The following is a 26,266-nucleotide window of genomic DNA, read 5'->3' as shown; positions in this document are numbered from 1 at the left end:
CCATCTTTGGGTTTGGGGAAAGAAGCTACCAGGTAATCTCTTTTTAATCTAAGACCGTTACCAAGCTTCCTTACCAAATACTTTCTTGAAAATAGGTACGCTTACACCGCATGATAGGTTATCAAGCCTTCAGTGTGAATCTTCGATACGAAATAATTTCTGAATTTGAAGAATCCCCAAACGCTTGGAAGTTCTTCGGTTATCTAAAAAATACGTGGCGGTGTCGCAAAACTACAAAAAAGTAGTTAAGCAACACCGCCTTCTTCTATCGTTGAATGAAAAGCCAGCAAAATTTTAGGATCTCTGTTTAAAACCCAAGGCTTGAAGTTTTGCTTTTTTTAACAGGCATAAAAACGGAGAGGAAGGATAGAACCAAGCATATAGCTCCGGCCGACAATAACGATGTCATTGGTTTAATCATATTGGTACCAGCAAAATAGAAGAAATCCCGCATCACCTCTACTCCAAAGCGTAAAGGCATCCAGGAATATAACCAAAACTTTGACGCAGAGGAGAGCATTTCATAAGGCAGAGAGATCATTGGAAGCCCGAAAAAGAATACCAGCATGACAAGTACAATTCCCTGAGCGCCTAATCCGTTTACCAGCATTGACTGCATTAGGAAAAAACTGAAGCTTATCAGTGTAAAATATAAACAGAACTCAAAACTGTTCGGAATCGTCATTTTCAATAAGCCGTTTCCAACGATCAAGATAACCAACGAAGCAATGAAGCAAAACGCAATGGCACAAACGATCTGTATTCCAATCGTAAGCGCCTTTTCCGTTTTTTTAGTTGGCTCAACTTTCTTTATCACAAAAAAGAGAAGTATGGATAATATTAAGCCGGTCATCCAAGCCAACATTGTGACAGAAACAGGTGCATTACCATTGGCACTGTGATCAGGAATAACGTTAACTTTGTCAATTGTAAAACTTACGAGCGTATTCTGCTGCAGATTTTGCATTATCTGCCTCTGCGCTTGCATTGCTGCGGCTTGGGCGGAAGCCGTTTGACTGGTTTGCTTTGACGGACTTTGACCGATCTCCGGAGTTTGTTTAGTAGCGCTGGCTAGCTGAGCTGCTAGCTGTGTTCTTAATTTGTCATTGATACCCGTCTCCATTTTTTCCATAACCTGCGTTAAAATATTGGCAACGGTTTGACTCATTCCGTTGTTGATATATACCTCAACTTCACCAGGCGTCTGGTTTGCACTTATGACAGACATCACCTTTTTACTAAAATCCTTTGGAATAATCAGAGCACCATAATATTTCTGATTATTCATTGCATCCATCGCCTGATTTTCGTCAGTGAGAATCGTCCATTTAAAGGCTGAGTTGTCCTGGCTGTCTAATGTTATAACGGAGTCTACTATTTTTTGCCCAAAATTTAAATTTACTCCGGACTGCAAGGCTACTCCCTCATCCTGCAAAACTAAAGCCATAGGCGCACCTTTCAATTCAGCATTAATCGTTGATCCTAAAAGTGCAATTGTCAGCACCGATGCAAATACAATCACCACTGCTAATCCAATCCACAATATTTTTTGTTTTAAAATACCAACAATAAATTCCATCATCTCAACCCTTTCCATAATTTCTTTTTTAGGCTGTAATCTTGGGCTATGTAATTCACCCACACCGCTATTGAAATCAACACAGTGTTGATTTATTATAAAAATATCATAGAAGATTAGCGTGATCAATCAACAGATCATTTGAAAATGTTTATATTTCCGCGTATCTCCCTAATTGTTACATAGGAGTGGTTTTTATGACGGGAATCGCTGGACCAAAAAAGTCCATTCAGACAAAACGCATTTTCATGGATGCTTTCATTGCGTTAAATCATTATAAAATGATTGATAAAATGAGTATTAAGGAGCTTTGCAATCGCGTCGGGTTTAATAGGGGAACATTCTATCTTCATTTCCAGGATATTTATGATTTACGTGATCAAATTGAAAATGAGTTGCTGAATGGTATGAAAGAAATTTTTCTTGAGTTTAGCAAAGATATCATTATAATAAGAGACCCTCATATAGCAAGAAATGCCTTCAGTAGTATACTTGCCTATATCCAAAAGCATCACTTGTATTTTGAAGCCCTTCTCGGCCCAACCGGTGACATTTCGTTTATTAATAAAATCAAAGATTACGTAAAGCTTGTACTCCTTGATAACTTATTATTACGCGATAAGGAAAATAACATAAATAAAGACTATTACGAATTAATTTTAGAATATGGTCTATCGGCTAATGTCGGTATCATCATATATTGGATAAAAAATGGTATGAAAATACCAATAGATGAACTGGCTACCTTATATAACGAACTAATGTTTAATGGCTTGGCTCAAGGTATTTTAACCCCCAATACTTCCTCCCGAATTCTGAAGGAAATATAATGGTTTTTAGTACGAGGACAAGGTATTTAAATTAAATGCGGCCACAGATGGCCTAATGTCCCGATGCCATGGATGGCAAAGAGCGACTCGCAGGGAGGGCGCTATCTGCCGAGAGCGAAATGTGGCGCGCAGACCAGATCCAAATGATTTGATTGATAAGCTTTACTGCGGCATCGGGGTTATGAAGCACAGTAACAGCGAAGAAGCTGGATTTTTAGCTTATATGACTTAATATGGATTGGTCGCAAGTGTGTAAAACATCTTCTTAACGGCATGTCCCAAAATCGACATCATCAATGTCGATTTTGGGACATGCCTGACGGTGGTGAGTGGGTATCTGTAATTCGCTATGTTGTGCCGGTATTCTTCTAGAGTAGTTTTCTTTTTAGAGCCTGATCAGCCTTTCGGCAGTTTTCTGAGTTAATAAGGATAGCAAAAAAGACGCCTTATTGAGACGCCTTCAGCATTGAATAGAACCAACTTTTATGCTTAAAAGTCAGTGTTTATCTTTTATATTTCAGGAAATTCGGAATATCCACGTGATCCTTGAATGGATTGTAGTCATCCATCTTGGCTGTTTCCTGCGGGTTCTTTACTTTTTTGACAAAGCTGGATCGCTGGTCAAAGCCTGTGGCGATGACCGTTACCCGGACATCATCTTTTAGGTTTTCATCGATGACTGCACCGAAGATAATGTTGGCCTCCTGATCGGCTGCTTCGCCGACGATTTCGGAAGCTTCGTTGACCTCAAGCAGGGTCAGGCTCGGACCGCCGGTGATATTCAGCAGAACACCCTTCGCGCCTTCAATCGAGGTTTCAAGCAGCGGGCTCGAGATCGCCTTACGGGCGGCATCGACCGCTCTGTTTTCTCCGGAAGCCTGTCCAATACCCATCAGTGCCGAACCGGTATCGGACATGATGGTCTTCACATCGGCAAAGTCGAGGTTGATGAGTCCCGGAATGGTGATCAGGTTGGAAATCCCCTGTACACCTTGCAGCAGTACGTCATCAGCAATGCTGAAGGCTTCCTGGACCGTCGTATGTTTATCGACAACCTGCAAGAGTCTGTCATTTGGAATGGTAATCAGCGTATCAACCTTTTCCTTCAGTTCAAGGATTCCTCTTTCAGCCTGCATGGCTCTTTTGCGTCCCTCGAACGAGAAAGGCCTTGTAACAACGCCGACTGTCAGGGCTCCAATTTCCCTGGCGATCTCGGCAACAACGGGAGCGGCTCCCGTTCCTGTTCCCCCGCCCATACCGGCGGCAACAAAAACCATATCGGCACCGAGCAGCGCTTTGGCAATCTCGTCGCGGCTCTCTTCAGCCGCACTGTGACCGATTTCCGGATTAGCTCCTGCACCGAGTCCTTTGGTGAGTTTAATGCCGATTTGTATTTTTTCAGCTGCCCTGGACATTTGAAGCGCCTGAGCATCTGTATTCAGCCCGATGAACTCTACTCCTTTAAGACCAACGGAAATCATTCTGTTTACGGCATTGTTTCCGCCGCCGCCCACTCCTATTACCTTGATCCGTGCAAACTGCATCTCATCACTAATGAATTCGAGCATCTTTTCCCCTGCCTCTCCTTATTCTAGTTCTCATCTATTGGTTATGTTTTTCCGATGCAAACGGTTAATAGTCAACCCAACTATATGAGTTCGAGATGAGAAACTATTACTCCTCTTTTTCCGTCATAATATTTAAATTTTTTTGGTTCCAATCAGGTTTTATAATATTTATTAATGATATGCCGGCGAATAATACTGATGTTTTGGAATAATCTGGTGCCAAAGGCCACCACGGCAGCAAGATACAGGTCGACGCCTATTCTGTCCCCGATAAATGCCAGCAAGCTGGCCATAATGATATTGACAATAAAACCGCTGAGGAAGATCGTGCTGTCGAAATGATCTTCCTGATAGGATCTTATGCCGCCCATGACTGAGTCCAGTGCGCCTAAAATCGCCACTGAAAAGTATTTGGTATAATCAACCGGAATACTAAACGGACTTACAAACCCAATGAACAGTCCAATAATTAATCCGAAAACCGGCAGCAGCCACATGATCTATCCCTCGCTATCTTCCTAAAACAGGTTTCCCTGCAGTTAAATCAATATATTTAATTGCTTTTTCAACTGTTTTGTATTCTTCACTGTTTAACAATTCCTGAAGCAGCTTCAGCTTTTCTGTAAACTCGGCGTCAAATCCTATTTTCACTTCAATGCCGGAGGTCATATAAAGGCTTATTTGCCCGTCCGTTGCACTGTGAACCTCTCCAATTAGCGGCAGAAGTTCCGCAGGGGCTTGTCCCAGCAAAAGAAGGGCTTTGTTCAGATTCACATTGTCAATCTTTTGCCCAGGCCCGATTGTTTCAGGGACTTCGATTCCGGTCAGCACTGGGTTGTCTTCCGCGGGCCAGGAATCATAAAACTTCAGAATGACGCCCTGAAGATCCACGACGACAACCCCGTCACCAGTTAAGATCATTGCGACCGGAACACGTTCCTGTACTTTGACCACCAGCGTTTCCGGCAGTTCTTTTTTTACCTGCACCTGATCAATCAGAGGGTGCAGCTTGACCTTCATCGCCAGGGCTTCGGTATCGGTCAAAAAAATATTCTCACCTTTTACGGTCCCCAAAAGCTGTAATACTTCATTCGCGGTGACATTGCTTAATCCTTCTGTCCTGACTTCCTTCACGTTAAAAAAATCCGATTTGGAAAACATATAAAATCCTACAGCAATGAGACAGATCAAAGCCGCTGCGTAGATCCAAAATGTATTTGATCTGGTTTGAGCCAAAATCTTCCTCTCCTGCTCTCGTTTTATCTATTTTACATTATCCGCCTGGCAAGGTGCAACACTATTGTTTGACAACCCGCTGTATTTTTGCTCCCAAAGCCCTGTATTTTTCCTCAAGATCTTCATAACCGCGGTCAATATGATCGATTCTCTCCAGAACCGTACCCTCTTCAGCAGCCAAAGCTGCCAAAAAGAGAGCCGCTCCAGCGCGCAAATCAGTTGCTTCCACAAACGCACCTTCGAGGTTGGGCCGGCCGTTAATAATTGCGGTTCTTCCCTCAACAGTAATCCTGGCTCCCATCCGTCTCAGCTCAGCGACATGCTGGAAGCGGTTTTCGAAAATCGTCTCGGAAACAATACTCGTTCCGTCGGCAATCGTTAACAGTGCCAGGAACTGCGGCTGCATATCGGTCGGGAATCCTGGATAGACCAGCGTTTTAATTTCGAGCGCTTTAAACTGTCCTTTTTGGCGTACCCTGACGCTGTCTCCATAAGGGGTTACTTCAGCTCCCCCCTGGCGCAGTTTGGCAATAATGGGGCTGATATGTTCGGGAATCACGTTTTCCACCAGGATATCCCCGCCTGTCATGACAGCAGCGGCCATATGCGTGCCGGCTTCTATCCTATCAGGGATAACGGTATGTTCCGTACTCTTAAGTTTCGCGACGCCGTCGATGCGCAGGACGTGAGTCCCGGCCCCTCTGATCCTGGCTCCCATTTTATTCAGTAGATTCTGCAGGTCAACAATTTCCGGTTCTCTGGCCGCATTGCGGATGATGGTTGTGCCTTCGGTCAGAACCGCAGCCATCATGATATTTTCCGTAGCCCCGACACTCGGGATATCCAGATAGACATCTCCGCCTCTGAGTTTCCCCGCTGTGGCCTCTATGTATCCATGTCTCTCTTCAACACGTACGCCAAGCTCCTGCAGTCCTTTAATATGTTGATCCATCGGACGTGTCCCAATCGCACAGCCGCCCGGTCTGGATATTTTTACCCTTCCGTTTCGTGCGAGCATCGGGCCTAAAATCAAGTTGGATGCCCGCATTTTCCGCATTAACGCTTCATCGACAATGCAGTCATTCAGTGAAGAGGAATCAATGGTCAGTTCATTTGAGCTGAATTGTGTTTTACAGCCAAGGCTTTTCAGAACTTCGCCCATACAAAGGATATCTGTGAGATGAGGAATTCCCTGCAATCCTGTTTTTCCATCGGCCAGAATGGCGGCTGCCATGAGCGGCAGTGATGCGTTTTTTGCTCCGCTGGTCCGAATACTTCCCTCAAGTCTTTGTTTTCCCGTAATGACATAACGATCCATCGTCATGTCTCCTCCCCCTTTAGCCAATTAAATGACGCGTATTTCTGTTTCGAGCTGAATATCAAATTTTTCGGACACATCTGTTTGAATTACCTGAATAAGCGTTAAAATGTCAGTGGATGAGGCGTTCCCTCTGTTCACAATAAAATTGGTATGTTTCTCAGATACCTGAGCATCCCCAAGGCGGCGTCCTTTCCACCCTGCCTGCTCGATCAGCCTTCCCGCGGAGTCTCCGGCAGGATTGCGGAATACACTTCCTGCATTGGGATACTCCAGCGGCTGATGTTCTTTCCTTTTGGCCATAAGACCCTGCATTTGAGCCTGGATCATGGCCTGATCCCCTGGATGGAGGGACAGCGTACATTCCAGGACAATGCATTCCTTTTCTAAAAGGGAACTGCTGCGATACCCAAAAGCAATCTGGCCCTTCGGTATCATTTCAATTTTTCCCTCGGCCGTCAATACACTAACTTTCTTAACCAAATCACCAATTTTTCCGCCATAAGCACCTGCATTAATGGCTACTGCTGCGCCGAGTGTCCCTGGTATCCCGCAGGCAAACTCAAGCCCGCTAAGGCCGCTCTCTCCTGCCTCCCGGGCCAGACGCATCAGAGAATAACCTGCTTCGGCCGTGACTTCTTCACCATGCCAGCGAATGCTGTCCATGGCTGTAACAACAATCACCACACCCTTGAATCCGTGATCCGGCAGCAATACATTTGAACCCCGGCCCAGAAGCAGAAACGGTATGTTATTCTTCCTGCACCCATCAATCACAGAGACCAGTTCCTCAATGTCCCGGGGCCAGACAGCAAGTTCGGTCATACCGCCGATTCTCCAGGTATTCAGCTTTTTTAAAGGATAATCTTTTTCAATCCTACCCTTTATGTTCGGTAAGTACATGATATTCCTTTCCCTTTTCCTTACAGCATATCTTATGCTGATCCGGCTTGCAGTGTTAAAGAAGTTTATCTCCAGGCAGTCTGCAGGCAGAGATTGATAATGCGGTTCAAAGCTCCAGGCGCAAATACCTCCCTGGCCCGCGCGGCCATTTCTTCCAGTTTAAACGAATTCAACAGCACTTTTTGAATATTGTCCCACAAAATCTCCGCATTCAGTTCCTTATCTAAAATAACACAGGCTGCTCCCTTATTTTCAAAAGCCCTGGCATTATATTCCTGGTGATTTTCAGCCGCATACGGGTACGGGATCAGGATACCGGCCTTCCCTGCAGCCGAGATTTCTGCCAGCGTGGATGCCCCAGCCCGGCAGATGCACAAATCGGAGCAGGCCAGAGCTTCAGGCATATGCTCAATGTAGGCTAAGATTCTCCATTGTTCTCTTTGCCAGTTAATGTTACGCGTTTCAAGCTCATGTAAAATCGTATCATGCGTCGCTGTCCCGGTTGCCCATATCAGCTGGACATCCGGGTATTCGGTCAGTTTTGGCAGGAGTCCGGTCAGTGCCTGGTTGATGCTCAGTGCACCTCTGCTGCCGCCGGTTACCAGGATTGTTCTCTTGCCGGGATCAAGACCAAAGGCCTTAGCTCCGGCTTTGCGGTCAATCTTGCCGATTTCTTCCCTGACCGGCAGGCCGACAACCTGAAGCTTGTCTTTAACCCCAAAATATTTTTCACTTTCCGGAAAAGTCAGTAAAATACGTTTAACCATTCTGGCCAATATTTTATTGGTCTTGCCCGGAAAAGCGTTCTGTTCGTGTAAAACGGTCGGGATACCAAAAAAGGATGCTGTCAGGACGACCGGACCGGATACATAGCCACCGGTCCCTACTACCAGATCGGGATCAAACTCCTTCAAGATCCTTTTCGTTTCCCATAAGGCCCGAACGTTCGTGCCGGCTGCTTTCAGTATTTCGGCGCTTAACTGCCGCGGCATTCCTTGACCGGATATTCCCCGGAATTCGAGACCGTTTTCCGGAATCAGCTTCGCTTCCATGCCGCTTCTTGTTCCAACGTATAGGACGCGAATATCATTCAGCTGCTCCTGCAGCGCTTTGGCGATTGCCATTGCAGGATAGATATGCCCGCCTGTACCGCCTCCGGTTACAATAACCCGCAATTAAAAGACCTCCTCAGATCTGCCCGCAGCCGCAGAAATATTCAAGAGCAGCCCGGCTCCGATCATTGTAAATAAAAGTGATGTACCCCCATAGCTTAGAAATGGCAGGGTGATTCCCGTTACCGGCAAAACGCCTGATACCACACCCATATTGATCATTGCCTGAATCCCGATCAGGGATGTCAAACCCACAGCCATCAAACCAAGAAATGGTTCCGGCGCGAGCATGGCTGTCCGGAAACCGCGCCAGATGAAAAGGAAAAAGAGCAGAACAACAAGTGAGGCACCGACAAAACCAAGCTCTTCTCCAACCATGGCAAAAATAAAATCTGTATGGTTCTCAGGCAGATAAAGAAATTTTTGTCTGCTTTGACCGAGTCCCAGTCCGAATAATCCGCCAGGCCCGAGAGCCAGGAGCGACTGAATAGTCTGATAGCCCTTGCCTGAAGGATCAGCCCACGGATCAAGGAAAGCAAAGATCCTGCGCATTCTGTACGGAGCAGCTGCAATCGCGGCAACCACCATCGCTAGCCCGGCCAGACCAAGGCCTGCCATGTGCCACATTCTGGCCCCTGCGGCCAGAAGCATAAAGAAAACAGTAGCGGCAATTACCAGCGTTGTGCCGAGATCAGGCTGCAGCATAATCAGGGCACAGACCACACCCAGCAAAGCCAGGGAGGGGATAATGCCCTTACGAAATGACTTGATCTGATAAGGGTTTACAGTAAGGAACCTCGCCATGGTCAGCACCATGGCCAGTTTCGCCACTTCGGAAGGCTGGATGGACATCGGACCAAGTCCAATCCAGCGGGTTGCACCATTCACTGTCCTGCCGATTCCCGGGATCTTAACCAGGATCAGCAGAACCAAAGCTGCGTATAAAATAGGTTTCGCCCACTTATGCAGAAACGCGATATCGATCATGACGGCGACACCCATGGCTGCAAGCCCCAGAGCCACCCACAGCAGATCCGCTTTGAAATAATGATAAGGATCCTCATAGTACAGGTAGCCTTTCACAGCACTGGAACTATAGGTCATGATGATCCCGATCAGCAGCAGGATAAGAATCACGCCTAGCAGAACCGGGTCGACCTTTAGGAATTTTCGGATCACATAGCTCCCCCCTCCAAAATCATTCGGGTTCGCTATAATGCTTACGCACCAAATCCTTAAACAATTCCCCTCTTTCTTCATAACTTTTAAACATATCCCAACTTGTACAGGCTGGCGACAGTAAGACGACGTCACCCGGCACTGCCTCGGTAATAGCAATATTGACAGCATCCTTAAAATCAAGCGTCCGGATAATGTTCGGGAACCCTAAACGGACAGCAATCTCCTCAAGCTCCGGAGCCGCCATCCCCACTAAAATCAGACTTTTTACCCTTATACGTGCTTCCTGCAAGAATTCCGTCATATCAAGGCCTTTGTTTTTACCTCCGGCAATCAGCACGATCGGTTCCTCATAGGACTGAAGGGCTTTGATCGATGAGTCAGGATTGGTTCCCTTGGAGTCATTAATATACAGAATATCATCAAATCTGCCGACGATTTCCTGGCGGTGTTTCACCGGCTGGAAATGACGCAGTACGTCAGCAATTTTAGAGATATCGAGTCCGAACTCAAGCGCAGCTGCCACTGCAGCCATCACGTTCTCAAGATTATGGCCACCCCTCAGCAGCAGTTCCCTGCGTCCGATGATCGTCGCGGCAACGCTATGATCTTTTTTTAGGACAATATCCTCTCCGTTTAAGCAGATTCCGTCTGACAAATTTTCCTTCAAGCTGAAGAATACCACCCGAGCCTTGGCTTTAGCGGCTAATTCTTTAACAATCGGATCATCCCAGTTTAGGATGGCTAAATCTTGTTCCGTCTGGTTTTCAAGGATCCTGGCTTTGGCTGCAGCATATTTCTCCAGTGAACCGTGCCGGTCTAAATGATCAGGTGTCAGGTTTAAAAAGATCGCAATGTTCACCCTGGTCTTATTAATCAGTTCCAGCTGAAAGCTCGAAAGCTCTGCAACAACAATCCCATTCTGATCAAGATGTTCAACCTGACCGCATAAAGCAAGCCCGATATTTCCGGCAACAACCGTCTCACGTCCGGTTTCCTTAGCCAGCTCTCCGACAAGCGTGGTAGTGGTCGTCTTACCGTTGCTTCCGGTTATGCCGGCAATCACTGCCCTTGAATCCCTTAAAGCCAGTTCGACCTCACTCCAGAGTGGGATGCCTGTTTCTGACGCCTGGCGGATAAATGGCAGGAGCGGGGAAACCCCCGGTGATAAAACCAGTAAATCGGGCCTGATCTCCTTTAGATCCGGTTCCCTTTCCAAAATAAGATGAGCAGCGTCCAGTTTCAATTCATCTATACCTGTAAGCTTGGCCAAAGGCTGCATATCGGCGAGAAAGACCTCAGCTGCTTTGCTCTGAAGCTTATGAGCCGCAGCTAGGCCGCTTCTGCCACCGCCTACGACCAGCACTCTTTTTTCGGCTAATTCCACAATACGATCCCTCCAACCTTAATTGATCATCAACCAAAAGGCGCTAACTCCAATCAACGTGAAGATGGCTGCAGCCAGCCAAAAAACGCGTACAACCTTTTTTTCGCTCCAGCCGCCCAATTCAAAGTGATGGTGCACCGGACTCATCCGAAATATCCTCTTCCCCCTGGTCTGAAAAGAAACAACCTGAAGAACAACGGACAGACCTTCCAGGACAAAGACCCCGCCGAGAATTAGCAAAACAAATTCACTCTTGCTGAGGACCGAGACCGCAGCCAGCGCTCCGCCCAGAGCAAGTGATCCACAGTCGCCCATAAAGATCCTGGCCGGGTGGATGTTAAACCTTAAGAATCCCAGACAGCCTCCCGCAATGGCCGCGGCAAAAACCGCGAGGTCGCTGGAAGAAACATCGATGCCGTCAATAAATCCTGTCCGCGCAGCCAGATAAGCGATGCCAACATAGCCGACAGCCGAAATGACTGTACAGCCTGCGGCCAATCCGTCCAGTCCGTCTGTCAGGTTAACCGCATTGGACATATACACCACAATAAGTATGACCAGCGGATAGTAGAAAATCCCTAAATCTATTTCCAAAGCCGTGAACGGAAGTTCTACCGCTGTGCCCCTACCAAGGTACAAGGTGGAAACTCCGACCAATATCACCGCAAGCAGGATTTGACCAGCCAGTTTCTGCCAGGCCCGTAAGCCAAGGTTTTGCTTCCTGATTACTTTTAAAAAATCATCCAGAAAGCCAAGTAAGCCAAAGCCTAAGGTCACAAGGAGCATGGTTAGCATTCCGGGTGAATAAGGTTTTTCCGCAATCATCAGCACCCCGGCTGTAATTCCGATTAGAAATATAAGTCCGCCAATCGTCGGTGTCCCGGCCTTGGCAAGATGCCGTTTGGGGCCATCAACCCGGATACTTTGACCAAATTTTAACGTACGCAGGACTGGTATTAAAAAAGGTCCCGCCAGAAGACTTACCAGCAAGGCAACCCCCGCCGCCAAATAGATTTTTTCCGTCACTTCCCGAATGTTCCTTTCTTAGCCTTAATCACTTAATTCGAAGTTGTATACACACAAAACTTAGAGAGAATTACTCTTTCGGGTAGGTCTGCAAGCCACAATACCGCTCTTCAGCGAATTGCGCCATCCATGGCGCAAATGCCGCGCTCCGCAATCCATGCTCCGCTTTTCGCGGAAACTGTGGCTTGCAGACTGATCACCGGAGATAATAGACGTATTTGGGGCCAGTTCAAGATGCTTTGTAGCTCTTTGCAATAAGAGGTGTGCTGCTTTCTATCTATTTTCTTTAGCTAAGCAATGCAATTGAATACCTAAGAGAAATACTTTCATATCTTTCAATCAGTCTGCGAGCCACAGTTCCGCGTTAAGCGGAGCATGGATGCGGAGCGCGGCTCTTTGTGCCAGAGAGGGCACAAGAGCCGAAAAGCGGTATTGTGGCTCGCAGACCAACCCAAAAAAATATCGTCGTCTACTCTTCCTGACAAAGCGCACCGCTTACGCGCTCCATCCTCATGCCGCGAGATCCCTTAACCAATACCCAGACGTCGCTGCCCATCTCCTCAATAAGTGTCTTTGCCACAGAAACGGCCTCAGCGCATTCGCTGCAAACATGAATGCCGGAGACAGGGAAGCCTGCCTCAGAGGCTCCATGTGCAATATCTTCAGCCATTTTGCCGACCGTGATCAGCGTGTTGATTCCCAGCTCCGCAGCAGTCCGGCCGACATCCCGGTGACCGGGGACGGCAGATTCTCCCAATTCATACATTTCGCCAAGCACTGCAATCGTTTTTGCCCCTCCGCTTTCAGCCAGCACGCGCAGTGAAGCTTTCATGGAGGTAGGATTCGCATTATACACGTCATTAATGATCGTACTCCCGAAAACGCCCTGCTGAATCTCGAGCCTCATCTTGGACAGTTCCAGTTCTTCGAGTGCCTTGGCTCCTTCAGCCAGGGATACCCCTTTAGCCAGTCCAACACTCAAAGCCGCCAGTGCATCGAGCACATTATGCTCTCCTGGCAGCGGCAGGCGAACCTCAGCTCTGTCCTCGCCGGATACCACTTCAAAACACGTCGTTAGCGTTCCGGAGCTTCGGATATTGACAGCATAAACATCTGAAGATGCATATTTACCGGAAATCCCGTAGAAGACTTTTTTCACATCAGCAGTGGCTGCCTTGCTGACACTGAACGCATCCTCCGCATTCAGCACGGCTATGCCTCCTTCCGACAGAGCGTCAACCAGTTCCCATTTGGCCTTCGCAATATTCTCCTGTGATCCTAACAACTCCAAATGTGTTGTCCCTATATTCGTGATCACAGCAACCGAAGGGCTGCAAATATCGCAAAGGGCCTTAACCTGCCCAAGTCCGCGCATTCCCATCTCCAGAACCATGATCTCGGTTCCTGCCGGTGCATTCAGAATGGTCAGCGGCAGCCCAATCTCGTTATTATGGTTTTCCAGATTCTTATGGACCTTAAAGCTTTTGGCAAGTACGGCAGCCGTCATATCCTTGGTCGTAGTTTTGCCGCAGCTGCCGGTAATCCCAATGACCACAGGATCAATCGTTTTTCTCCACGCTATGGCTAAATCCTGCAAAGCCCGTAGAGAATCCTTCACAGCAATGATTGCTTTGCCTGCGGGAATAACCGGAAGTCCGAATTCTTCCAAGCTGCGGGTTTCCGCCAACGTAATTGACGCCCCGGCTTCAAAGGCTTTGTTGATGAATAGATGCCCGTCGGTCTTTTTTCCCCGGATCGCAGTGAACAGCACTCCTTCGGAAGCTGCCCTGCTGTCAATGACGCATCCCTTAAAATAAGCCGACTCCGAACCGTAAAGTCTGCCGCCAAGAATTTCGGCAATTATACCGCTATTCCACATAACCCAATCTCCTAAGAACTTTATCTGCTTCTTCCCTGTCATCAAAATGTATTTTTTCCGTGCCAAGAATCTGATAATCTTCATGCCCTTTGCCGGCGATAAGTACCGTGTCTCCAGAACCGGCTGCCATACAGGCTTCGTCGATCGCACTGCGGCGGTCTTTTATCACCTTGTAATTGGCTGATTTAAGCCCCGGAATAATATCTTTAATAATTTCATCAGGGTCTTCAGTCCGGGGATTATCTGAGGTTACGACAATGTAGTCGCTAAAATGGCCCGCGGCTTCTCCCATGAGCGGCCTTTTTTTTCGGTCCCTGTCACCGCCGCAGCCAAATACTGTGATCAGTTTTCCACCAGTGATTTCTCTGGCCGTACGCAAAACATTTTCCAGACCGTCCGGTGTATGGGCATAATCGACAATAACCAGAAAAGGCTGGCCTTTGCGAATACTCTCAAATCTGCCCGGAACCCCTTTGATACTGTGAAGCGCTTGCACCACAGTCTCAGTCGGATATCCGCTTTCCAGTGCCCAGGCAATTGCGGCTAGAACATTGTAAACACTGAATTTACCAGGGGTACTGTAAAAAAGCTCGGTCCTTTTCCCGTGAAAAAGCACGTCAAATTCAACACCTCTGTCTGAAAGCCTGATATTCACAGCTCGGTAGTCCGCCTCGTGATCAACACCATACGTGACTACCCTGCAACCTGCCTGTTCTTTCAGAAAAACGCAGGAGCCGTCGTCAGCATTGAGCACAGCCAGCTGGCCGGCTTTTCCGCCGTTCAGGCCGGAAAAAAGCAGTGCTTTCGCTTTGAGATATTCCTGCATATTCTTATGGTAATCCAAATGATCCTGGGTCAGATTAGTAAAAATCCCGGCATTGAATACACAGCCGCTGACTCTTCCCAAATCGAGCGCATGCGAAGATACTTCCATCACAGCAAGGTCTACATTCTCCGCGACCATTTCAGCCAGTAAATGTTGAATCTCCGTGGACTCCGGTGTAGTATGCTGGCCGGGATATGCGTTGTTTCCGATTCTGCTGCCGAGCGTGCCGATCAGACCGGTTTTCTTTCCACTTTGCTGAACGATCCGCTCAATCAGGTGCGTCACTGTGGTTTTACCGTTCGTCCCGGTTACACCGACAAGTTCAAGCCGGTCGGATGGATTCCCGAAGACCTCAGCCGCTAAAAAACCCATGGCCTTCCGGGTATCCGTAAATTTAAGCTGGGGTACGGCTAGCGGCAAGAACTCCTCCACGGCTAACGCTGTAGCGCCGGCCTGGACAGCAGCCTCGGCAAACGCATGACCGTCCGCCTGATAACCTCTGATGCATACATATAGATTGCCCGGAGATACCGTTCTTGAGTCATGGGCGATCCCATTAATTACCGTCTGCGTATCTCCAAGCACTTCAACCTGTTTCATACCGTCAATGATTTCCGCCAGTGTTTTTTCAGAACTAGACACGAGCTACACCTCTTCTCAGCTATCTTACCACAATCATGCTTTTTTTTCTAACTCCATCCTGATTATGACATATCGTCTTTATTCGGCCAGGTCAGGATTCAGGCTGATCGGGATCCGCTCTCCCAGGTTTTCAATCGCTTCCACATCCGGGTCACCCACTTCGAGCCATGGAGCCAAGGTTTCTTTGCCTGTTTCGGTTCCAAAATAAAGCAGCACCGTCGAACCTTTTTCGACCTCTGCGTCTCCATGCGGGATCTGGTCAACTACGACCGCACCACTGCCTTTCACTTTCACGTTAAATCCCTGCTTTTTCAGGGCAGCTTGGGCCTCAGCTGAAGTATATCCCAGAACGGAAGGTACAGTGGCGGCTTCTTTGACAGCGGGGAACTCCACACCATAAAGCGGTTCTCCCGGAGTGAGCGGAGCATTCAGATCAGGCTGGACACCAAGATATTTCAGGGAATCAAGCATAACACTCGAGAATACCGGGGCTGCCACAACCCCGCCGTAGAACGGGACACCATCAATAATGACCAGAATTGCCAGACGTGGATGATCTGCCGGTGCAAACCCGATAAAAGAAGCAACATATTCCCCCTGAATATAGCCGCCGCTGCCGACTTTCTGGGCTGTGCCGGTTTTCCCGGCTACCCGGTAGCCGGGAAGAAAGGTCCTTCTGCCCGTGCCATTGGTGACGACAGACTCCAGGATTTCACGCTCGAGCTTAGCCGTATCCTCACTGATGACCCGCCGCACCGTCTTCTTCGCAAACGGGACAAGTACTTCACCTGTCGGTACTGTAATTTCCTGAACCAACTGGGGCTCAAGCAGTGTACCACCGTTGGCAACCGCTGAAACTGCTGTCAGGAGCTGAATAGGGGTAACATTATTGGTTTGGCCAATGGACATCGTGGCCAGATCCAATGCTGTTGCCTTCTTCTTTTTGGCCAGGATACCTTTCGCCTCTCCAGACATTTCAATCCCTGTCTTCTGCCCAAAACCGAACGCCGTCAGATATTGATAGAACTTATCCATCCCGAGGCGCTGCCCCAGCATAATGAATCCCGGGTTGCAGGAGTTCTCGACAACTTCCACCATGGTTTGGGTTCCATGTCCGCCAGCTTTCCAACAACGGATCTTTTTGTTTAAGATTGTTGCATAACCGGGATCTGTAAACCTTTCTTTCGGGTTATAGTCATCCTCTTCAATCGCTGCTGCGAGTGTAATGATCTTAAAGGTTGACCCTGGTTCATAGCCATTTTGGATCGCAATATTTCGCCGGGTCGACGCATTGGACGCTTGGTAGTTATTCGGATCATAAGTGGGTGCAGAAGCGATCGCCAGCATTCGTCCTGTTGAAGGCTCCATAACAAGAATAGAGGCACTCTTTGGGACTTTGCCTTCCATGTTGACACCTTGGCCAGCCATCAGTTTGGCCAGCTCTCTTTCGGCAAAAGCCTGGATGTTTTTGTCAATGGTGAGTTTTACTGTATTTCCCTGAACCGGCTGGATAAATTCATGCTGGCCTCCGGGAATTTTTATGCCGTTTGCTCCGTATTCGGTAAGGATGCTGCCGGATGTTCCTGTAAGTTCTTCATCCCTGGAGTATTCAATTCCTTCCAGCCCCTGACTGTCAATTCCGGTAAAACCTAAAATATGTGCCGCCAATGAGCCATTCGGATAAAACCGTGTACTGTCTTCGATAATACCGATACCCGGGAAATTTTCCCTGGTGATCTCTGCTGCAACTTCCGCAGATACTTTCTTTTTGACATACTCGACGGAAGTCCGTTTCGTAATTTTTTGCAGAACCTGTCCTTGGTCCGTGTCCAGAATAGCGGCAAGTCCGGCCGCTATTTCATCCTGCCGCTTGGATTTTCTGACTTCGGCCGGAATCGCATAGACTGTCTGGGCACTGACACTCATCGCTAGGATATTGCCGTTGCAGTCTTCAATATTGCCTCTTTTAGCTGCGACCGGAACACCGCGGTAATGCTCGGCATCCGCCAGGTCTTTTAGGAAAGGGCCGTCCCGCAGCTGAACAAACGCGAGCCGGATAATCAGAATCAGCAGGAAAAGGCTGCATAGCCCAAATAACAAGAGAATTCTTTTACGCGTCTTGATGTATTGCACCATAGAAAATCTACCCCTTTTGAGCAGAGGTAGATTAAACTCAGGCGACGCTATCTTTGGGTTGAAGCAAAAAAACTAGAAAATATGCTGAATACATTTTCAAATATAGAATTGGCTTTGCCTTCATCCGGCACCGCCGCAGTCTTCTGAGTTTGGTCAACCTCTGCTGTACTCTCAGGCTGGATCAGGCTGCTGGCGATATAGATCGTTCCTTCCGGCTTCTCCATACCCATCGCCAGGGCAACCTTTTCAATTCTGGAAACGGAGCTGAGCTTGTCGACTTCAACCTGCAACAGATCATTTTCTACGTTCAGGGTCTGAATTTCTTTTTGCAGGGCTTTGATTTCCGCAGCTTTGACCACGGTGATATGTACTGTTTTGGCCCCAATCAGACCGAACATTCCAATGATCCCCAACATGACCAAAAGCGCTATGGCCCGGTACTTCAGCATCTGAGAGGTCTTTTTGGACGGGGCGGCTTTTTTGGCCTTTGGCTTGCCTTTATCAAGGATTTGATCATATTCCTGATAGGCAAAGGATTCATTGAATTGTAGTTTTCTCTGTGCTGTTAACATCGTATTCTTCTCCCCCCCTATTTAGACCTTAAGTTTCTCAGCAGTACGAAGCTTGGCGCTCCGCGATCTGGGATTATCATTTTCCTCTTCCCTGGATGGAACAATCGGTTTTTTATTGACCAGCCTCGCCAGGGGCTTTGCACCGCAGCAACAAACCGGAAGAGAAGGAGGGCATGTACATTTGCCCATCCAGGACTGAAATTTGTTTTTAACAATTCTGTCTTCCAAAGAATGAAAGGTAATGACGGCTATTCTTCCGCCATCCTGCAGGCACCGCAGAGCCTGATCCAATGTTTCTTCCAGTACCTCAAGTTCTTTATTCACAGCAATCCTTAAAGCCTGAAAAGTGCGCTTGGCAGGATGAGGTCCTTCTCTGCGCGCTGCAGCAGGGACCGCATTCTTTATGATTTCAACAAGTTGCCCTGTTGTTCTGATTCTATCGTGAATTCGGGCTTCGCCAATAAACTTTGCAATCCTCAGCGCCCATTTTTCTTCTCCGTAATCCCGGATAATTCCGGTCAGGTCTTCCACACTCCAGCTGTTGACGATTTCTTCGGCAGTAAGCGGTTTTCTGCGGTCCATGCGCATGTCGAGCGTTGCATCCTGCATATAGCTGAAGCCTCTTTCCGCTTCATCCAGTTGGGGCGACGAAACCCCTAAATCATACATGATCCCCGCTGCCGGCAATAAGCTATTCGTTCGGATCGTATCCTCAAGTTCCACAAAGTTCTTTTGAAAAACAGTGACTCTTGGGTCATTGGCAAACTTCATGCGGGCATTGGCAACAGCAATTTCATCCTGATCAAAACATACCAGCCTGCCCGAAGCACTCAACCGCTGGAGCAGCAGTGCCGAGTGTCCGGCTCCCCCCAGCGTACAGTCCACGTATAGCCCGTCAGGGTCTGTAAACAGCATTTCAATTGTCTCTTGCAGCAGGACGCTTTGGTGTTCAAAAACCACTTAGGGCCATTCCTTTCTTTGCTTTATCGCAAGCGTACCCACTTTTTGTTCAGCCTATGTACAATGGTGTATTCTCTATATCATTAAACCCATTGCAGCAAGGGACTCAGCATCATCTTCATAATTTTTGGCTGCGTTGGTGCTGTATTCTCTCCATTTCAAGGAATCCCAGACCTCGATTCTATCCATGACACCGACAACAACGACATCTTTTTCCAAAAAAGCACGCTCCCGTAAATTCGCAGGTACCAAGATCCTCCCCTGTTTATCAAATTCGCACTCGGCAGCGCTGGAAAAGAACAAGCGGGTAAATTCACGGGCTCTGGTTTGCGATACAGGAAGCTGTTTCAGCTTCTCCACAAAATCAAACCATCCGTTTTCAGGGTAAAGAAAAAGACAGTCTTCCATCCCCTTGGTAATAAACGACTTATTGCCAAGAAGCTCTCTGAACTTTGCCGGTATGATCAGACGGCCTTTATTGTCTATCGTATGGAGAAATTCCCCCATGAACATAATCTTCACCCCACCAGGCACCACTTACTTACCACTTCAACCCACTATACCCCACATATTCTCTATTTTTTTGAGAATTCCTGCTGCAAAAAAAAGAAAACAAAAAAAATAGGAATTTAGTCCCTATCTTTTATGTTTTCCTTAATCCGCTAACCAAAAAAATCCAAACGTAATGATTAGGTAATGTCCTGCGAATTTTTATTTGGCAGGATTGCAGCAGCAAAATTCTGTTCTTGAAAAAGCTCACGAATCAGTTCCCGCAGAATCAGATTTTTCACCATCTTGGGCAGAACGCCGCTTTGCTTCACGAAAGCAGGCAGGGCGAAGGCTTCCCCGCTGCTCTTTGTTTTCACTTCCCGTAAATTCATACTGACCAATTCCAGAAAATCCTGAAACGAATAGACTCGAAACCTATAGATATCCTGTTCCAGTGCAATAAATTCCAAAAGAGCAATTACCATTTCCTCATAACTTGTTTCTTTTTTCACATCAAGCAAAGCAGCAATCTTCGGTATAATATATTCATAAAGCATCCTCCTGTAAGGAATGCCTTTAAAGCCCAGCTTTTCTCCCAACGCCAAAATTTTTTTCTCACCGAGAGACAGCATCATGCGAATAAAAAAGTCCTCATCCCCTGTTGGTTCGATATAATACTTTTGGCCTTTCAGACGCCTGAACTGCCTTATAACATCGTAATAACCAAGTTTAAGATGATATCTGGCCTGTTCATTGCTGAAATCCAGGATACTGCCAAGCGTCTCGGCGGGAGAAATATATTGAACATGAACCTCCCTGTCCGCAAGCTTTCTGCGACGGCCCAGCGCGTTGGTCCTGATCGCAATGATCTCTTTGAAACCTTTGCTCACCAGCATGTTTAAAGGCAGATTGTCATAAAAACCGCCGTCAAGATAGTGTTTTCCGTCAATTTTTTCTTGCTGAAAAGCAGGAAGGTTTGAGCTCGCCAGTAAATACTCTACAACTTTGCCTTTGGGGACATCCTCCAGAAAAAATTCCACGGGTTTCATATCCGACAGGGAAACCGTCGTAAATCCGAACAACATTTTGGATTCTCTAAGCTTGTCTTCATCCACGATTTCCTGAAGCAGTTTTTTGATAAATGTGATATCCAGGCCTTTGCTGGAGGCAATTTCCTTGGCCTTTTTCATATAGTAAAGCAGTCCGTCATGAGATATGTCCAACTTTTTAAGTTCTTCCAGCCGTACTTCTTCAATATCAAATACCTTCGAGGGAGACATCTCATACCACAGCTCATACGCTTTATCCAGTTCGCCCTGAACAATCATCGCTCCATTCAGCGCCCCGATGGACGTACCGGCCACTGCCCCGTAGTTTATGCCCAATTCCCGCATCGCCTTACAGGCTCCGATCTGATAGGCGCCTTTTGCACCTCCGCCTTCCAAAACAAGACCGTACATCCTTCCACTCCTTCACTCAAACTCCTGAAGTTAATACCGGATAAGGAAAACTTAATCGGCGCCAAACCTTTGGCGGCAACCTCACCTGCTCTTATTTCTATCAAAAATGCTTACACTTTTATGATACACTAAAAAAGCCCTGCGGAATATACCGCAGGGCCTTGTTGTTGCGAGAATGATCGGGGTACTTGGAGTCCTTACTGTCCGACGGCTTTGTTAAGCTCTGCCACCAGATCATCAGGGTTTTTGCCATGCGTGATCGCAGCGCCTTCAACACTCTCCCTTGTTGCAGACGGGCATCCTAGACAGTGCATACCAAGTGCCACAAAAATTTCTGCAGTTTGCGGGTATTGTCTGAGAACCTGGCCGATAACCATATCTTTCGTGATCATTCGATTTCCTCCTGTACAAGTTGTTCAATGCTATTATAAAATATTTCATTATAAGAAGCAAATAAATTCATCCACCATTAGAATTTAGAAATAGATATTAAAATAATTGAAAAGAAAAGTCGATGTTGGGCAAGACCATTTGAATCAGATAGGAAAAATCCTGGTAATGCCATAAACACGTGATCAGAATGCCAAAAAATACTGTGGCTGGAACGATCAGCAGGCGTGAGTGTTTCCCACCGGCTTTCCAGGAGCCTCTGATCCTGGCAGGCAGGAATATAACAGACAGAAGGATATACGTTGCAATCGGGAAATAGTAAGGCATGCCGTATATTGTCAGCACGAAAGCAACGCCAACAAGAACAATCCAGCCGTATTTTCTTTCCATCCAGCATGTCAGCCCCAACGTCCCTGGATTTTGTGGGAAGGCTGAAGCTGCAACCCCAATCTGCAGCAGTCTTAAGACAATCAAAAAGAAGGAGATAAGGATGCAGACAAGTACGAACGGGAGATCCTGTACTTCCTTAAGCCAGGTGAAGTCGTAAGAAATCCAGGGCGGTATGGTATCGGCCGGTAAATCAAAAAGCGGAGAAGCGACAATCGCTCCGAGCGTTCCCATGCGGGCCACGAGTGACAGGCAACACCAAAAAAAAGCTCTGCGCACGGCCCTTTTGGGTAAATCATTAAACAACTCCTGGTATTTCCATTTAATCGAGAAGAAGTTTTGGGCACTCAAAAACACAAGACAGATCAGCCATAAAATTACGGCGACTTTCTCCGTTTTCCATTTGGAATCTGATGGTTGCACCACGTTAGCTGACCTATCGGAATAATAAGTCAGATTTCCCCATTCGCCATGCAATCCTTCAGACAGGATCAAAATATTCTCGGTTACGCTTGAATCAACCGGACCTTTTGGGAATGAAAGTTGATACTGCGAAAAGCCGGAAATCATATCCCCGGCCTTCTGAAGGTATTCTGAGGAAGCCGTGGAATCATCAATGCCTTTGGCAACTGTCCAGGCTAATACCGACGGATGCTTTGCCGCAACGGCAGCAAGATCTTCAAAGACTGCCGGATCCGGTATTTTAGACGATGCCGTGAAACCGACAGGCATTTCCAGCCATACGCCCACGCCAAGCTTGTCCGCGGCATACAGCCAGCTCTCATCAGGAAAGAAGCCCATAAAGCAGATCACATGATAGCCGCCGGATTTAAGGTTCTTCAGAAAGGCCTCCGTCTGGCGCTGATTTCGAATTGTGTAATCCTGTTCCTGGGAAATGATTTTGCCCCGGACGTCCAAGGCTGTACCGTTCATTGTCCATTTTCCGTTTGCTGTTCCCAGCTGACGGATTCCCACCGGAAGCTGAAGACTGTCATAGCCTCCGCGGTTATTGGTTATATTCAAATTAAGCTCATACAGAAAAGGATCTTCCGGACTCCAGAAATGCGCAGCCGGCACCTGAAAAATCAGCTCCGCGTCTTGTTCAAATTTGCCGTTTGTACTCAGCGGAAGCACACATTCGGCGAACTTCTGCTGATTAGCAGTTAAAGCTCCGTTTAAGACCCAAGGTCCTTGCTCCAGCATATCGTGATGCTTGATCTTCACGCGGGCCTTCACTTGCTTTTTCGCTGAATCATACGAAACAGCTATGCTTGATAAATCAATGGTCGTTTCCGATACTGCCTCCAGGCGTACCTGACCGGTAATTTTTCCTTGTTCCGGCCATAACCAGCCGAAAATTCTGTTCTGCTGAACGCTGTTCTTCTCAGTCTTCAGGTACAGCGTGTTTTCCTTGCTGAAATCAAATCTGGAGGCAGGAAAGTTTAAAATATATACGCCGCCGTTTCCTTCAACTTCACCGATCAAATTCACATCATCAATGCCGTTTAAGAATACACTAACCTTTCCGCTTACCCCTTCCAGAGTCAGCTGAGCCGTCTTGTAACTCCATTTGCCGGCAACAGAAAATTTTTTAGCGGCAACATCGAACCCCTGACTCGAAGGTATAATCAAATCTTTGGCCTGGTTGAGGTCCAAAACATCAATCATGCTATCCGTTGCCTCATTTTCATAGGTCAAAGCCTGCTTTAAGCTTGAATAGCTATTCCATTTTCCGCCTAAATCCTGGGCAATCCTGTACGGTTTTGTGACAGGATTATCACTGTATAGTTCAACACCCTGAGTATTTTCCCAGCATATAGATACTGCAAGAGCAGCAATAATAAGCATCGAAACAAGTATGACTGTAAATCTTTTAAACATAAAACCTCGCAAGATCTTGCATTTCCATATTTATTTCGAGCAAAGCCCTAAAAAAACCTGCAAAAATTTAGAAAACTTGGCTGCCAAGCTTTGGCAGCCTTAGTTACACTTAGATCTATCAGAAAAATGTAATGACCGCGGCATTTATCCATCCATGGACATCAAAAATGCTGATAATAGTCTGAAACTATTACCAGCATCCTATTTAGCGTTCTGTTGCTTATAAGTTTACCCCAACATTTGACTAAGAGCCTTATTCTTTGCTATCTTGACAACCTGGACATACCCCATAAAATACCAGGTTATGGGTATATACAACAAAGCCGGTTTTATCAGTGACCATTGCATCCATATCAATCAATGAGCTATGAAAATCGACAACCCTGCCACAGCTCGAACACATCACATGATAATGGTTTACCGGATTACCATCAAAACGGCTGGACATATCCCCACAAGGAAGTTCCAGAAGGAACCCATGTTCCTTGAGCATATTCAGTGTGTTGTAAATCGTGCCCAGACTCACACCAGGGAACTTCGTCTTCACCTGTTTGTAAATCTCTTCCGCAGTGGGATGAGAATCAGTAACTAATAAAAATTCCAAAATTGCCTGCCTTTGGGGAGTAAAGCGTATTCCCTTATCCTTTAATCCCTTTAGAATTTCGACAGCATTCACGGCTTTCAATTCCTTTCGTCAATTGTTGAGAAACTTTGAGTTTGTATATAAATTTAGTCTATTTTTAGAATCATTATAATTATTTGTATTATATACCCACTGGACAAATGCCGTCAATAAAAAGAAAGAGCATCCTTCAGATACTCTTTCTTTATTGCAGTATTTAATTATCCTTCAATAATTGCACCTGAAGGACAAGCGTCTACACAAGCGCCACATTCTGCGCAGGTATCAGCATCGATGACATATTTGCCGTCGCCTTCGCTAATAGCTCCTACTGCACATTCGTCGACACAGGATCCGCATGTTGTGCAGTCGTCAGTAATAACGTATGCCATAGTCCCAACCCCCCTTTTCCTATCTCACCAGCAACTATATCAAAGTGCAGACAAAAAAACAAGTGTATTTTTGAGCTAAGCTATTTTCGGAGAGAAAAATGATTGCCATGAAAACCTTAAAATATTTGAAGTACTAAGGCCTGTATGGCACCTTGTATAATCTCCTCAGGCAATAGGAACAATATGGAAGCATCCGGTTGCTGACGTGGTTGCGGCGAAATATGACCCTGGAAATATCATCGTGTTCGTGTCCGCAGGAACGGCATCTTTCAATCATTGAATTTCCATCTCCCGTTTGTGTTATTGTGAACAAAGAACAATTAACGTAACGTCACATTATTTAGTTCTATTATTCTCCAATCAACCTGTTTTTAAACATCAAAGCATGCGGTCTTTGCCCCGTGAACCCGGTTATTTCTTTTACGCCGAATAGCTTTAACTGCCGGACAACCTCTTCAAGATCACGTCCCACCGTACTTGGTTCATGCGCATCTGAGCCCAGGGTGATTGGGATACCCATCTGGTGAATCAGTTCAAGCAGTTTCGGCTCCGGATAAAATTCCTGCACAGGCTTATACCTTCCGTTGGTATTGACTTCGATGGCCAGTCCTTGCTTCCTAATCGTTTCCAGAGCCCTGGCTGCAAGAATTTTTACGTCTATCCGCGGCCTTATTTTGAACAGTTTGATCAAATCGAAATGCCCGATAATCTGAAACATTCCGCTGGCAGCTGCTTTTTCCACCAGCGCGAAGTACTCCAGGTACAAGCTGTCAGGGTCCCGCCTGAGATGTTCTTCTTCTTCCTCGGGATAATCGAAGAACCATCCGTTAATTTCATGGACAGAACCGATCGTATAGTCAAAAGGATATGAACTGATCCGTTTGCGGATCAGTTCTTCATTCTCTTCCCGATAGTCGACCTCAAGACCTATTCTCACCTGCAATTCAGGATACTCTTCGGCAACTTCTCTGATCAGATCCAGGTTTAGGTCATTCCAGTACATATCATGATCTGCAAAGCCGATCTGAACTAAATTCTTCTTTTTAGCCTCGTCAAGAAAAAGACGGATATTTCCCCTTGTTACTTCCCGGTCAAGATGCCCGAGCAAATGAACATGTAAATCAAGCATAACCTACCTCGTAACCTTTAATATTTTTCTTTAAACCTTAGATCGAATGATTCATCCTACCTAATGATTATCTGGCGGAATATGAAACATCTGTATGCAATCTATTTTCCATAAAAAGCACCAAATTCCTGCAAAAAAACTTTTGCATAGTTTCGTAGAAAACGGGACACAATGGTATTAGTCTCACGTTTTCCAATTTTATCCCCACTCCTCTCTTTTCTTAACTTGCGGCAGATGGTCGCAAGTTTTTTTGTTATTTAATAGGAATATATATTAAAAATCATGTTGTTAGGGCTTCTTGTGTAATTATTTAACAAAAGCCGTACTAGCGTTTGATAATTCAGACATGCGGCTGGTTCAAGC

At 46.6% G+C, this 26,266-nt stretch carries 23 protein-coding genes; 1 reads left to right on the top strand and 22 read right to left on the bottom strand.

The window, feature by feature from the left end:
• Positions 1 to 307: 307 nt before the first annotated feature.
• Entirely contained in the window at positions 308 to 1,708 is a 1,401-nt protein-coding gene (locus AAH944_RS04005) for an ABC transporter permease (RefSeq protein ID WP_415536682.1), read from the bottom strand.
• 68 nt (positions 1,709 to 1,776) lie between these two features.
• Between AAH944_RS04005 and AAH944_RS04000 the strand changes: the two genes are divergently transcribed.
• Positions 1,777 to 2,409, top strand: a complete 633-nt coding sequence (locus tag AAH944_RS04000) for a TetR/AcrR family transcriptional regulator (RefSeq protein ID WP_415536680.1) — start codon at positions 1,777 to 1,779, stop codon at positions 2,407 to 2,409.
• Positions 2,410 to 2,912: 503 nt separating this feature from the next.
• Here AAH944_RS04000 and ftsZ read toward each other — a convergent pair.
• The 21 genes from ftsZ to AAH944_RS03895 form a co-directional block, all read right to left on the bottom strand.
• Positions 2,913 to 3,977 (bottom strand): cell division protein FtsZ, encoded by a 1,065-nt coding sequence (gene ftsZ, locus AAH944_RS03995; RefSeq protein ID WP_158208468.1) that lies wholly within the window; start codon positions 3,975 to 3,977, stop codon positions 2,913 to 2,915.
• A gap of 152 nt (positions 3,978 to 4,129) precedes the next feature.
• The gene (locus tag AAH944_RS03990; RefSeq protein WP_415536677.1) at positions 4,130 to 4,474 is read right to left on the bottom strand and encodes a small basic family protein; all 345 of its coding nucleotides are present in this window, start codon (positions 4,472 to 4,474) and stop codon (positions 4,130 to 4,132) included.
• Positions 4,475 to 4,487: 13 nt separating this feature from the next.
• The gene (locus tag AAH944_RS03985; RefSeq protein ID WP_415536675.1) at positions 4,488 to 5,213 is read right to left on the bottom strand and encodes a cell division protein FtsQ/DivIB; all 726 of its coding nucleotides are present in this window, start codon (positions 5,211 to 5,213) and stop codon (positions 4,488 to 4,490) included.
• A 61-nt stretch (positions 5,214 to 5,274) separates the two neighbouring features.
• Complete coding sequence (gene murA, locus AAH944_RS03980) at positions 5,275 to 6,537, bottom strand: UDP-N-acetylglucosamine 1-carboxyvinyltransferase (protein WP_415536673.1); 1,263 nt, start codon at positions 6,535 to 6,537, stop codon at positions 5,275 to 5,277.
• 21 nt (positions 6,538 to 6,558) lie between these two features.
• Positions 6,559 to 7,434, bottom strand: coding sequence for a UDP-N-acetylmuramate dehydrogenase (murB, locus tag AAH944_RS03975; RefSeq protein ID WP_415536671.1), 876 nt, complete (start codon positions 7,432 to 7,434; stop codon positions 6,559 to 6,561).
• A 65-nt stretch (positions 7,435 to 7,499) separates the two neighbouring features.
• Complete coding sequence (gene murG / locus AAH944_RS03970) at positions 7,500 to 8,609, bottom strand: undecaprenyldiphospho-muramoylpentapeptide beta-N-acetylglucosaminyltransferase (protein WP_415536669.1); 1,110 nt, start codon at positions 8,607 to 8,609, stop codon at positions 7,500 to 7,502.
• Positions 8,610 to 9,725 (bottom strand): putative lipid II flippase FtsW, encoded by a 1,116-nt coding sequence (ftsW, locus tag AAH944_RS03965; protein ID WP_015043542.1) that lies wholly within the window; start codon positions 9,723 to 9,725, stop codon positions 8,610 to 8,612.
• A gap of 19 nt (positions 9,726 to 9,744) precedes the next feature.
• Positions 9,745 to 11,112 (bottom strand): UDP-N-acetylmuramoyl-L-alanine--D-glutamate ligase, encoded by a 1,368-nt coding sequence (gene murD / locus AAH944_RS03960; protein ID WP_415536667.1) that lies wholly within the window; start codon positions 11,110 to 11,112, stop codon positions 9,745 to 9,747.
• A gap of 18 nt (positions 11,113 to 11,130) precedes the next feature.
• Positions 11,131 to 12,138, bottom strand: a complete 1,008-nt coding sequence (gene mraY, locus AAH944_RS03955) for a phospho-N-acetylmuramoyl-pentapeptide-transferase (RefSeq protein ID WP_415536666.1) — start codon at positions 12,136 to 12,138, stop codon at positions 11,131 to 11,133.
• A gap of 469 nt (positions 12,139 to 12,607) precedes the next feature.
• The gene (locus tag AAH944_RS03950; protein ID WP_415536664.1) at positions 12,608 to 14,017 is read right to left on the bottom strand and encodes a UDP-N-acetylmuramoyl-tripeptide--D-alanyl-D-alanine ligase; all 1,410 of its coding nucleotides are present in this window, start codon (positions 14,015 to 14,017) and stop codon (positions 12,608 to 12,610) included.
• Complete coding sequence (locus AAH944_RS03945) at positions 14,007 to 15,485, bottom strand: UDP-N-acetylmuramoyl-L-alanyl-D-glutamate--2,6-diaminopimelate ligase (RefSeq protein ID WP_415536662.1); 1,479 nt, start codon at positions 15,483 to 15,485, stop codon at positions 14,007 to 14,009. The genes AAH944_RS03950 and AAH944_RS03945 overlap by 11 nt, the downstream gene beginning before the upstream one ends.
• A 78-nt stretch (positions 15,486 to 15,563) precedes the next feature.
• Positions 15,564 to 17,621: a penicillin-binding transpeptidase domain-containing protein gene (locus AAH944_RS03940; RefSeq protein WP_415536660.1), complete on the bottom strand. Its 2,058-nt coding sequence runs from the start codon at positions 17,619 to 17,621 to the stop codon at positions 15,564 to 15,566.
• A gap of 47 nt (positions 17,622 to 17,668) precedes the next feature.
• Positions 17,669 to 18,193 (bottom strand): septum formation initiator family protein, encoded by a 525-nt coding sequence (locus AAH944_RS03935; RefSeq protein ID WP_415536658.1) that lies wholly within the window; start codon positions 18,191 to 18,193, stop codon positions 17,669 to 17,671.
• A 21-nt stretch (positions 18,194 to 18,214) separates the two neighbouring features.
• Positions 18,215 to 19,153, bottom strand: a complete 939-nt coding sequence (gene rsmH / locus AAH944_RS03930) for a 16S rRNA (cytosine(1402)-N(4))-methyltransferase RsmH (protein ID WP_415536656.1) — start codon at positions 19,151 to 19,153, stop codon at positions 18,215 to 18,217.
• A 75-nt stretch (positions 19,154 to 19,228) separates the two neighbouring features.
• Complete coding sequence (gene mraZ, locus AAH944_RS03925; RefSeq protein ID WP_019226174.1) at positions 19,229 to 19,666, bottom strand: division/cell wall cluster transcriptional repressor MraZ; 438 nt, start codon at positions 19,664 to 19,666, stop codon at positions 19,229 to 19,231.
• A 176-nt stretch (positions 19,667 to 19,842) separates the two neighbouring features.
• Positions 19,843 to 21,102, bottom strand: a complete 1,260-nt coding sequence (locus AAH944_RS03920; RefSeq protein WP_415536653.1) for a patatin-like phospholipase family protein — start codon at positions 21,100 to 21,102, stop codon at positions 19,843 to 19,845.
• 197 nt (positions 21,103 to 21,299) lie between these two features.
• Positions 21,300 to 21,494: a DUF1858 domain-containing protein gene (locus AAH944_RS03915; RefSeq protein WP_015043552.1), complete on the bottom strand. Its 195-nt coding sequence runs from the start codon at positions 21,492 to 21,494 to the stop codon at positions 21,300 to 21,302.
• A gap of 97 nt (positions 21,495 to 21,591) precedes the next feature.
• Positions 21,592 to 23,760 (bottom strand): beta-galactosidase, encoded by a 2,169-nt coding sequence (locus AAH944_RS03910; RefSeq protein ID WP_415536651.1) that lies wholly within the window; start codon positions 23,758 to 23,760, stop codon positions 21,592 to 21,594.
• A gap of 253 nt (positions 23,761 to 24,013) precedes the next feature.
• Positions 24,014 to 24,436, bottom strand: coding sequence for a Fur family transcriptional regulator (locus AAH944_RS03905; RefSeq protein ID WP_415536650.1), 423 nt, complete (start codon positions 24,434 to 24,436; stop codon positions 24,014 to 24,016).
• Positions 24,437 to 24,603: 167 nt separating this feature from the next.
• Positions 24,604 to 24,774 (bottom strand): DUF362 domain-containing protein, encoded by a 171-nt coding sequence (locus tag AAH944_RS03900; RefSeq protein ID WP_015043555.1) that lies wholly within the window; start codon positions 24,772 to 24,774, stop codon positions 24,604 to 24,606.
• Positions 24,775 to 25,123: 349 nt separating this feature from the next.
• Positions 25,124 to 25,903 carry a histidinol-phosphatase HisJ family protein gene (locus AAH944_RS03895; protein WP_415536647.1) on the bottom strand — a complete coding sequence of 260 codons (780 nt, stop codon included), beginning with the start codon at positions 25,901 to 25,903 and terminating at the stop codon, positions 25,124 to 25,126.
• Positions 25,904 to 26,266 lie beyond the last annotated feature (363 nt).

Origin of the sequence: Dehalobacter sp. CP, from assembly GCF_047652685.1 — a bacterium.
Taxonomy (GTDB): Bacteria; Bacillota; Desulfitobacteriia; order Desulfitobacteriales; family Syntrophobotulaceae; genus Dehalobacter.
This window is presented reverse-complemented; position numbering and strand designations above follow the sequence as displayed.

Excerpts from the sequence above, each read along its gene's own strand:
- AAH944_RS03915 (WP_015043552.1), bottom strand. The coding sequence starts at position 21,494 with ATGATCACGAAAGATATGGTTATCGGCCAGGTTCTCAGACAATACCCG.
- murB (WP_415536671.1), bottom strand. The coding sequence starts at position 7,434 with ATGTACTTACCGAACATAAAGGGTAGGATTGAAAAAGATTATCCTTTA.
- AAH944_RS03910 (WP_415536651.1), bottom strand. The coding sequence starts at position 23,760 with ATGTTTAAAAGATTTACAGTCATACTTGTTTCGATGCTTATTATTGCT.
- AAH944_RS03940 (WP_415536660.1), bottom strand. The coding sequence starts at position 17,621 with ATGGTGCAATACATCAAGACGCGTAAAAGAATTCTCTTGTTATTTGGG.
- mraZ (WP_019226174.1), bottom strand. The coding sequence starts at position 19,666 with ATGTTCATGGGGGAATTTCTCCATACGATAGACAATAAAGGCCGTCTG.
- AAH944_RS03920 (WP_415536653.1), bottom strand. The coding sequence starts at position 21,102 with ATGTACGGTCTTGTTTTGGAAGGCGGAGGTGCAAAAGGCGCCTATCAG.
- AAH944_RS03990 (WP_415536677.1), bottom strand. The coding sequence starts at position 4,474 with ATGTGGCTGCTGCCGGTTTTCGGATTAATTATTGGACTGTTCATTGGG.
- AAH944_RS03900 (WP_015043555.1), bottom strand. The coding sequence starts at position 24,774 with ATGGCATACGTTATTACTGACGACTGCACAACATGCGGATCCTGTGTC.
- AAH944_RS03935 (WP_415536658.1), bottom strand. The coding sequence starts at position 18,193 with ATGTTAACAGCACAGAGAAAACTACAATTCAATGAATCCTTTGCCTAT.
- AAH944_RS03895 (WP_415536647.1), bottom strand. The coding sequence starts at position 25,903 with ATGCTTGATTTACATGTTCATTTGCTCGGGCATCTTGACCGGGAAGTA.
- ftsZ (WP_158208468.1), bottom strand. The coding sequence starts at position 3,977 with ATGCTCGAATTCATTAGTGATGAGATGCAGTTTGCACGGATCAAGGTA.
- AAH944_RS03950 (WP_415536664.1), bottom strand. The coding sequence starts at position 14,017 with ATGTGGAATAGCGGTATAATTGCCGAAATTCTTGGCGGCAGACTTTAC.
- murA (WP_415536673.1), bottom strand. The coding sequence starts at position 6,537 with ATGACGATGGATCGTTATGTCATTACGGGAAAACAAAGACTTGAGGGA.
- AAH944_RS04000 (WP_415536680.1), top strand. The coding sequence starts at position 1,777 with ATGACGGGAATCGCTGGACCAAAAAAGTCCATTCAGACAAAACGCATT.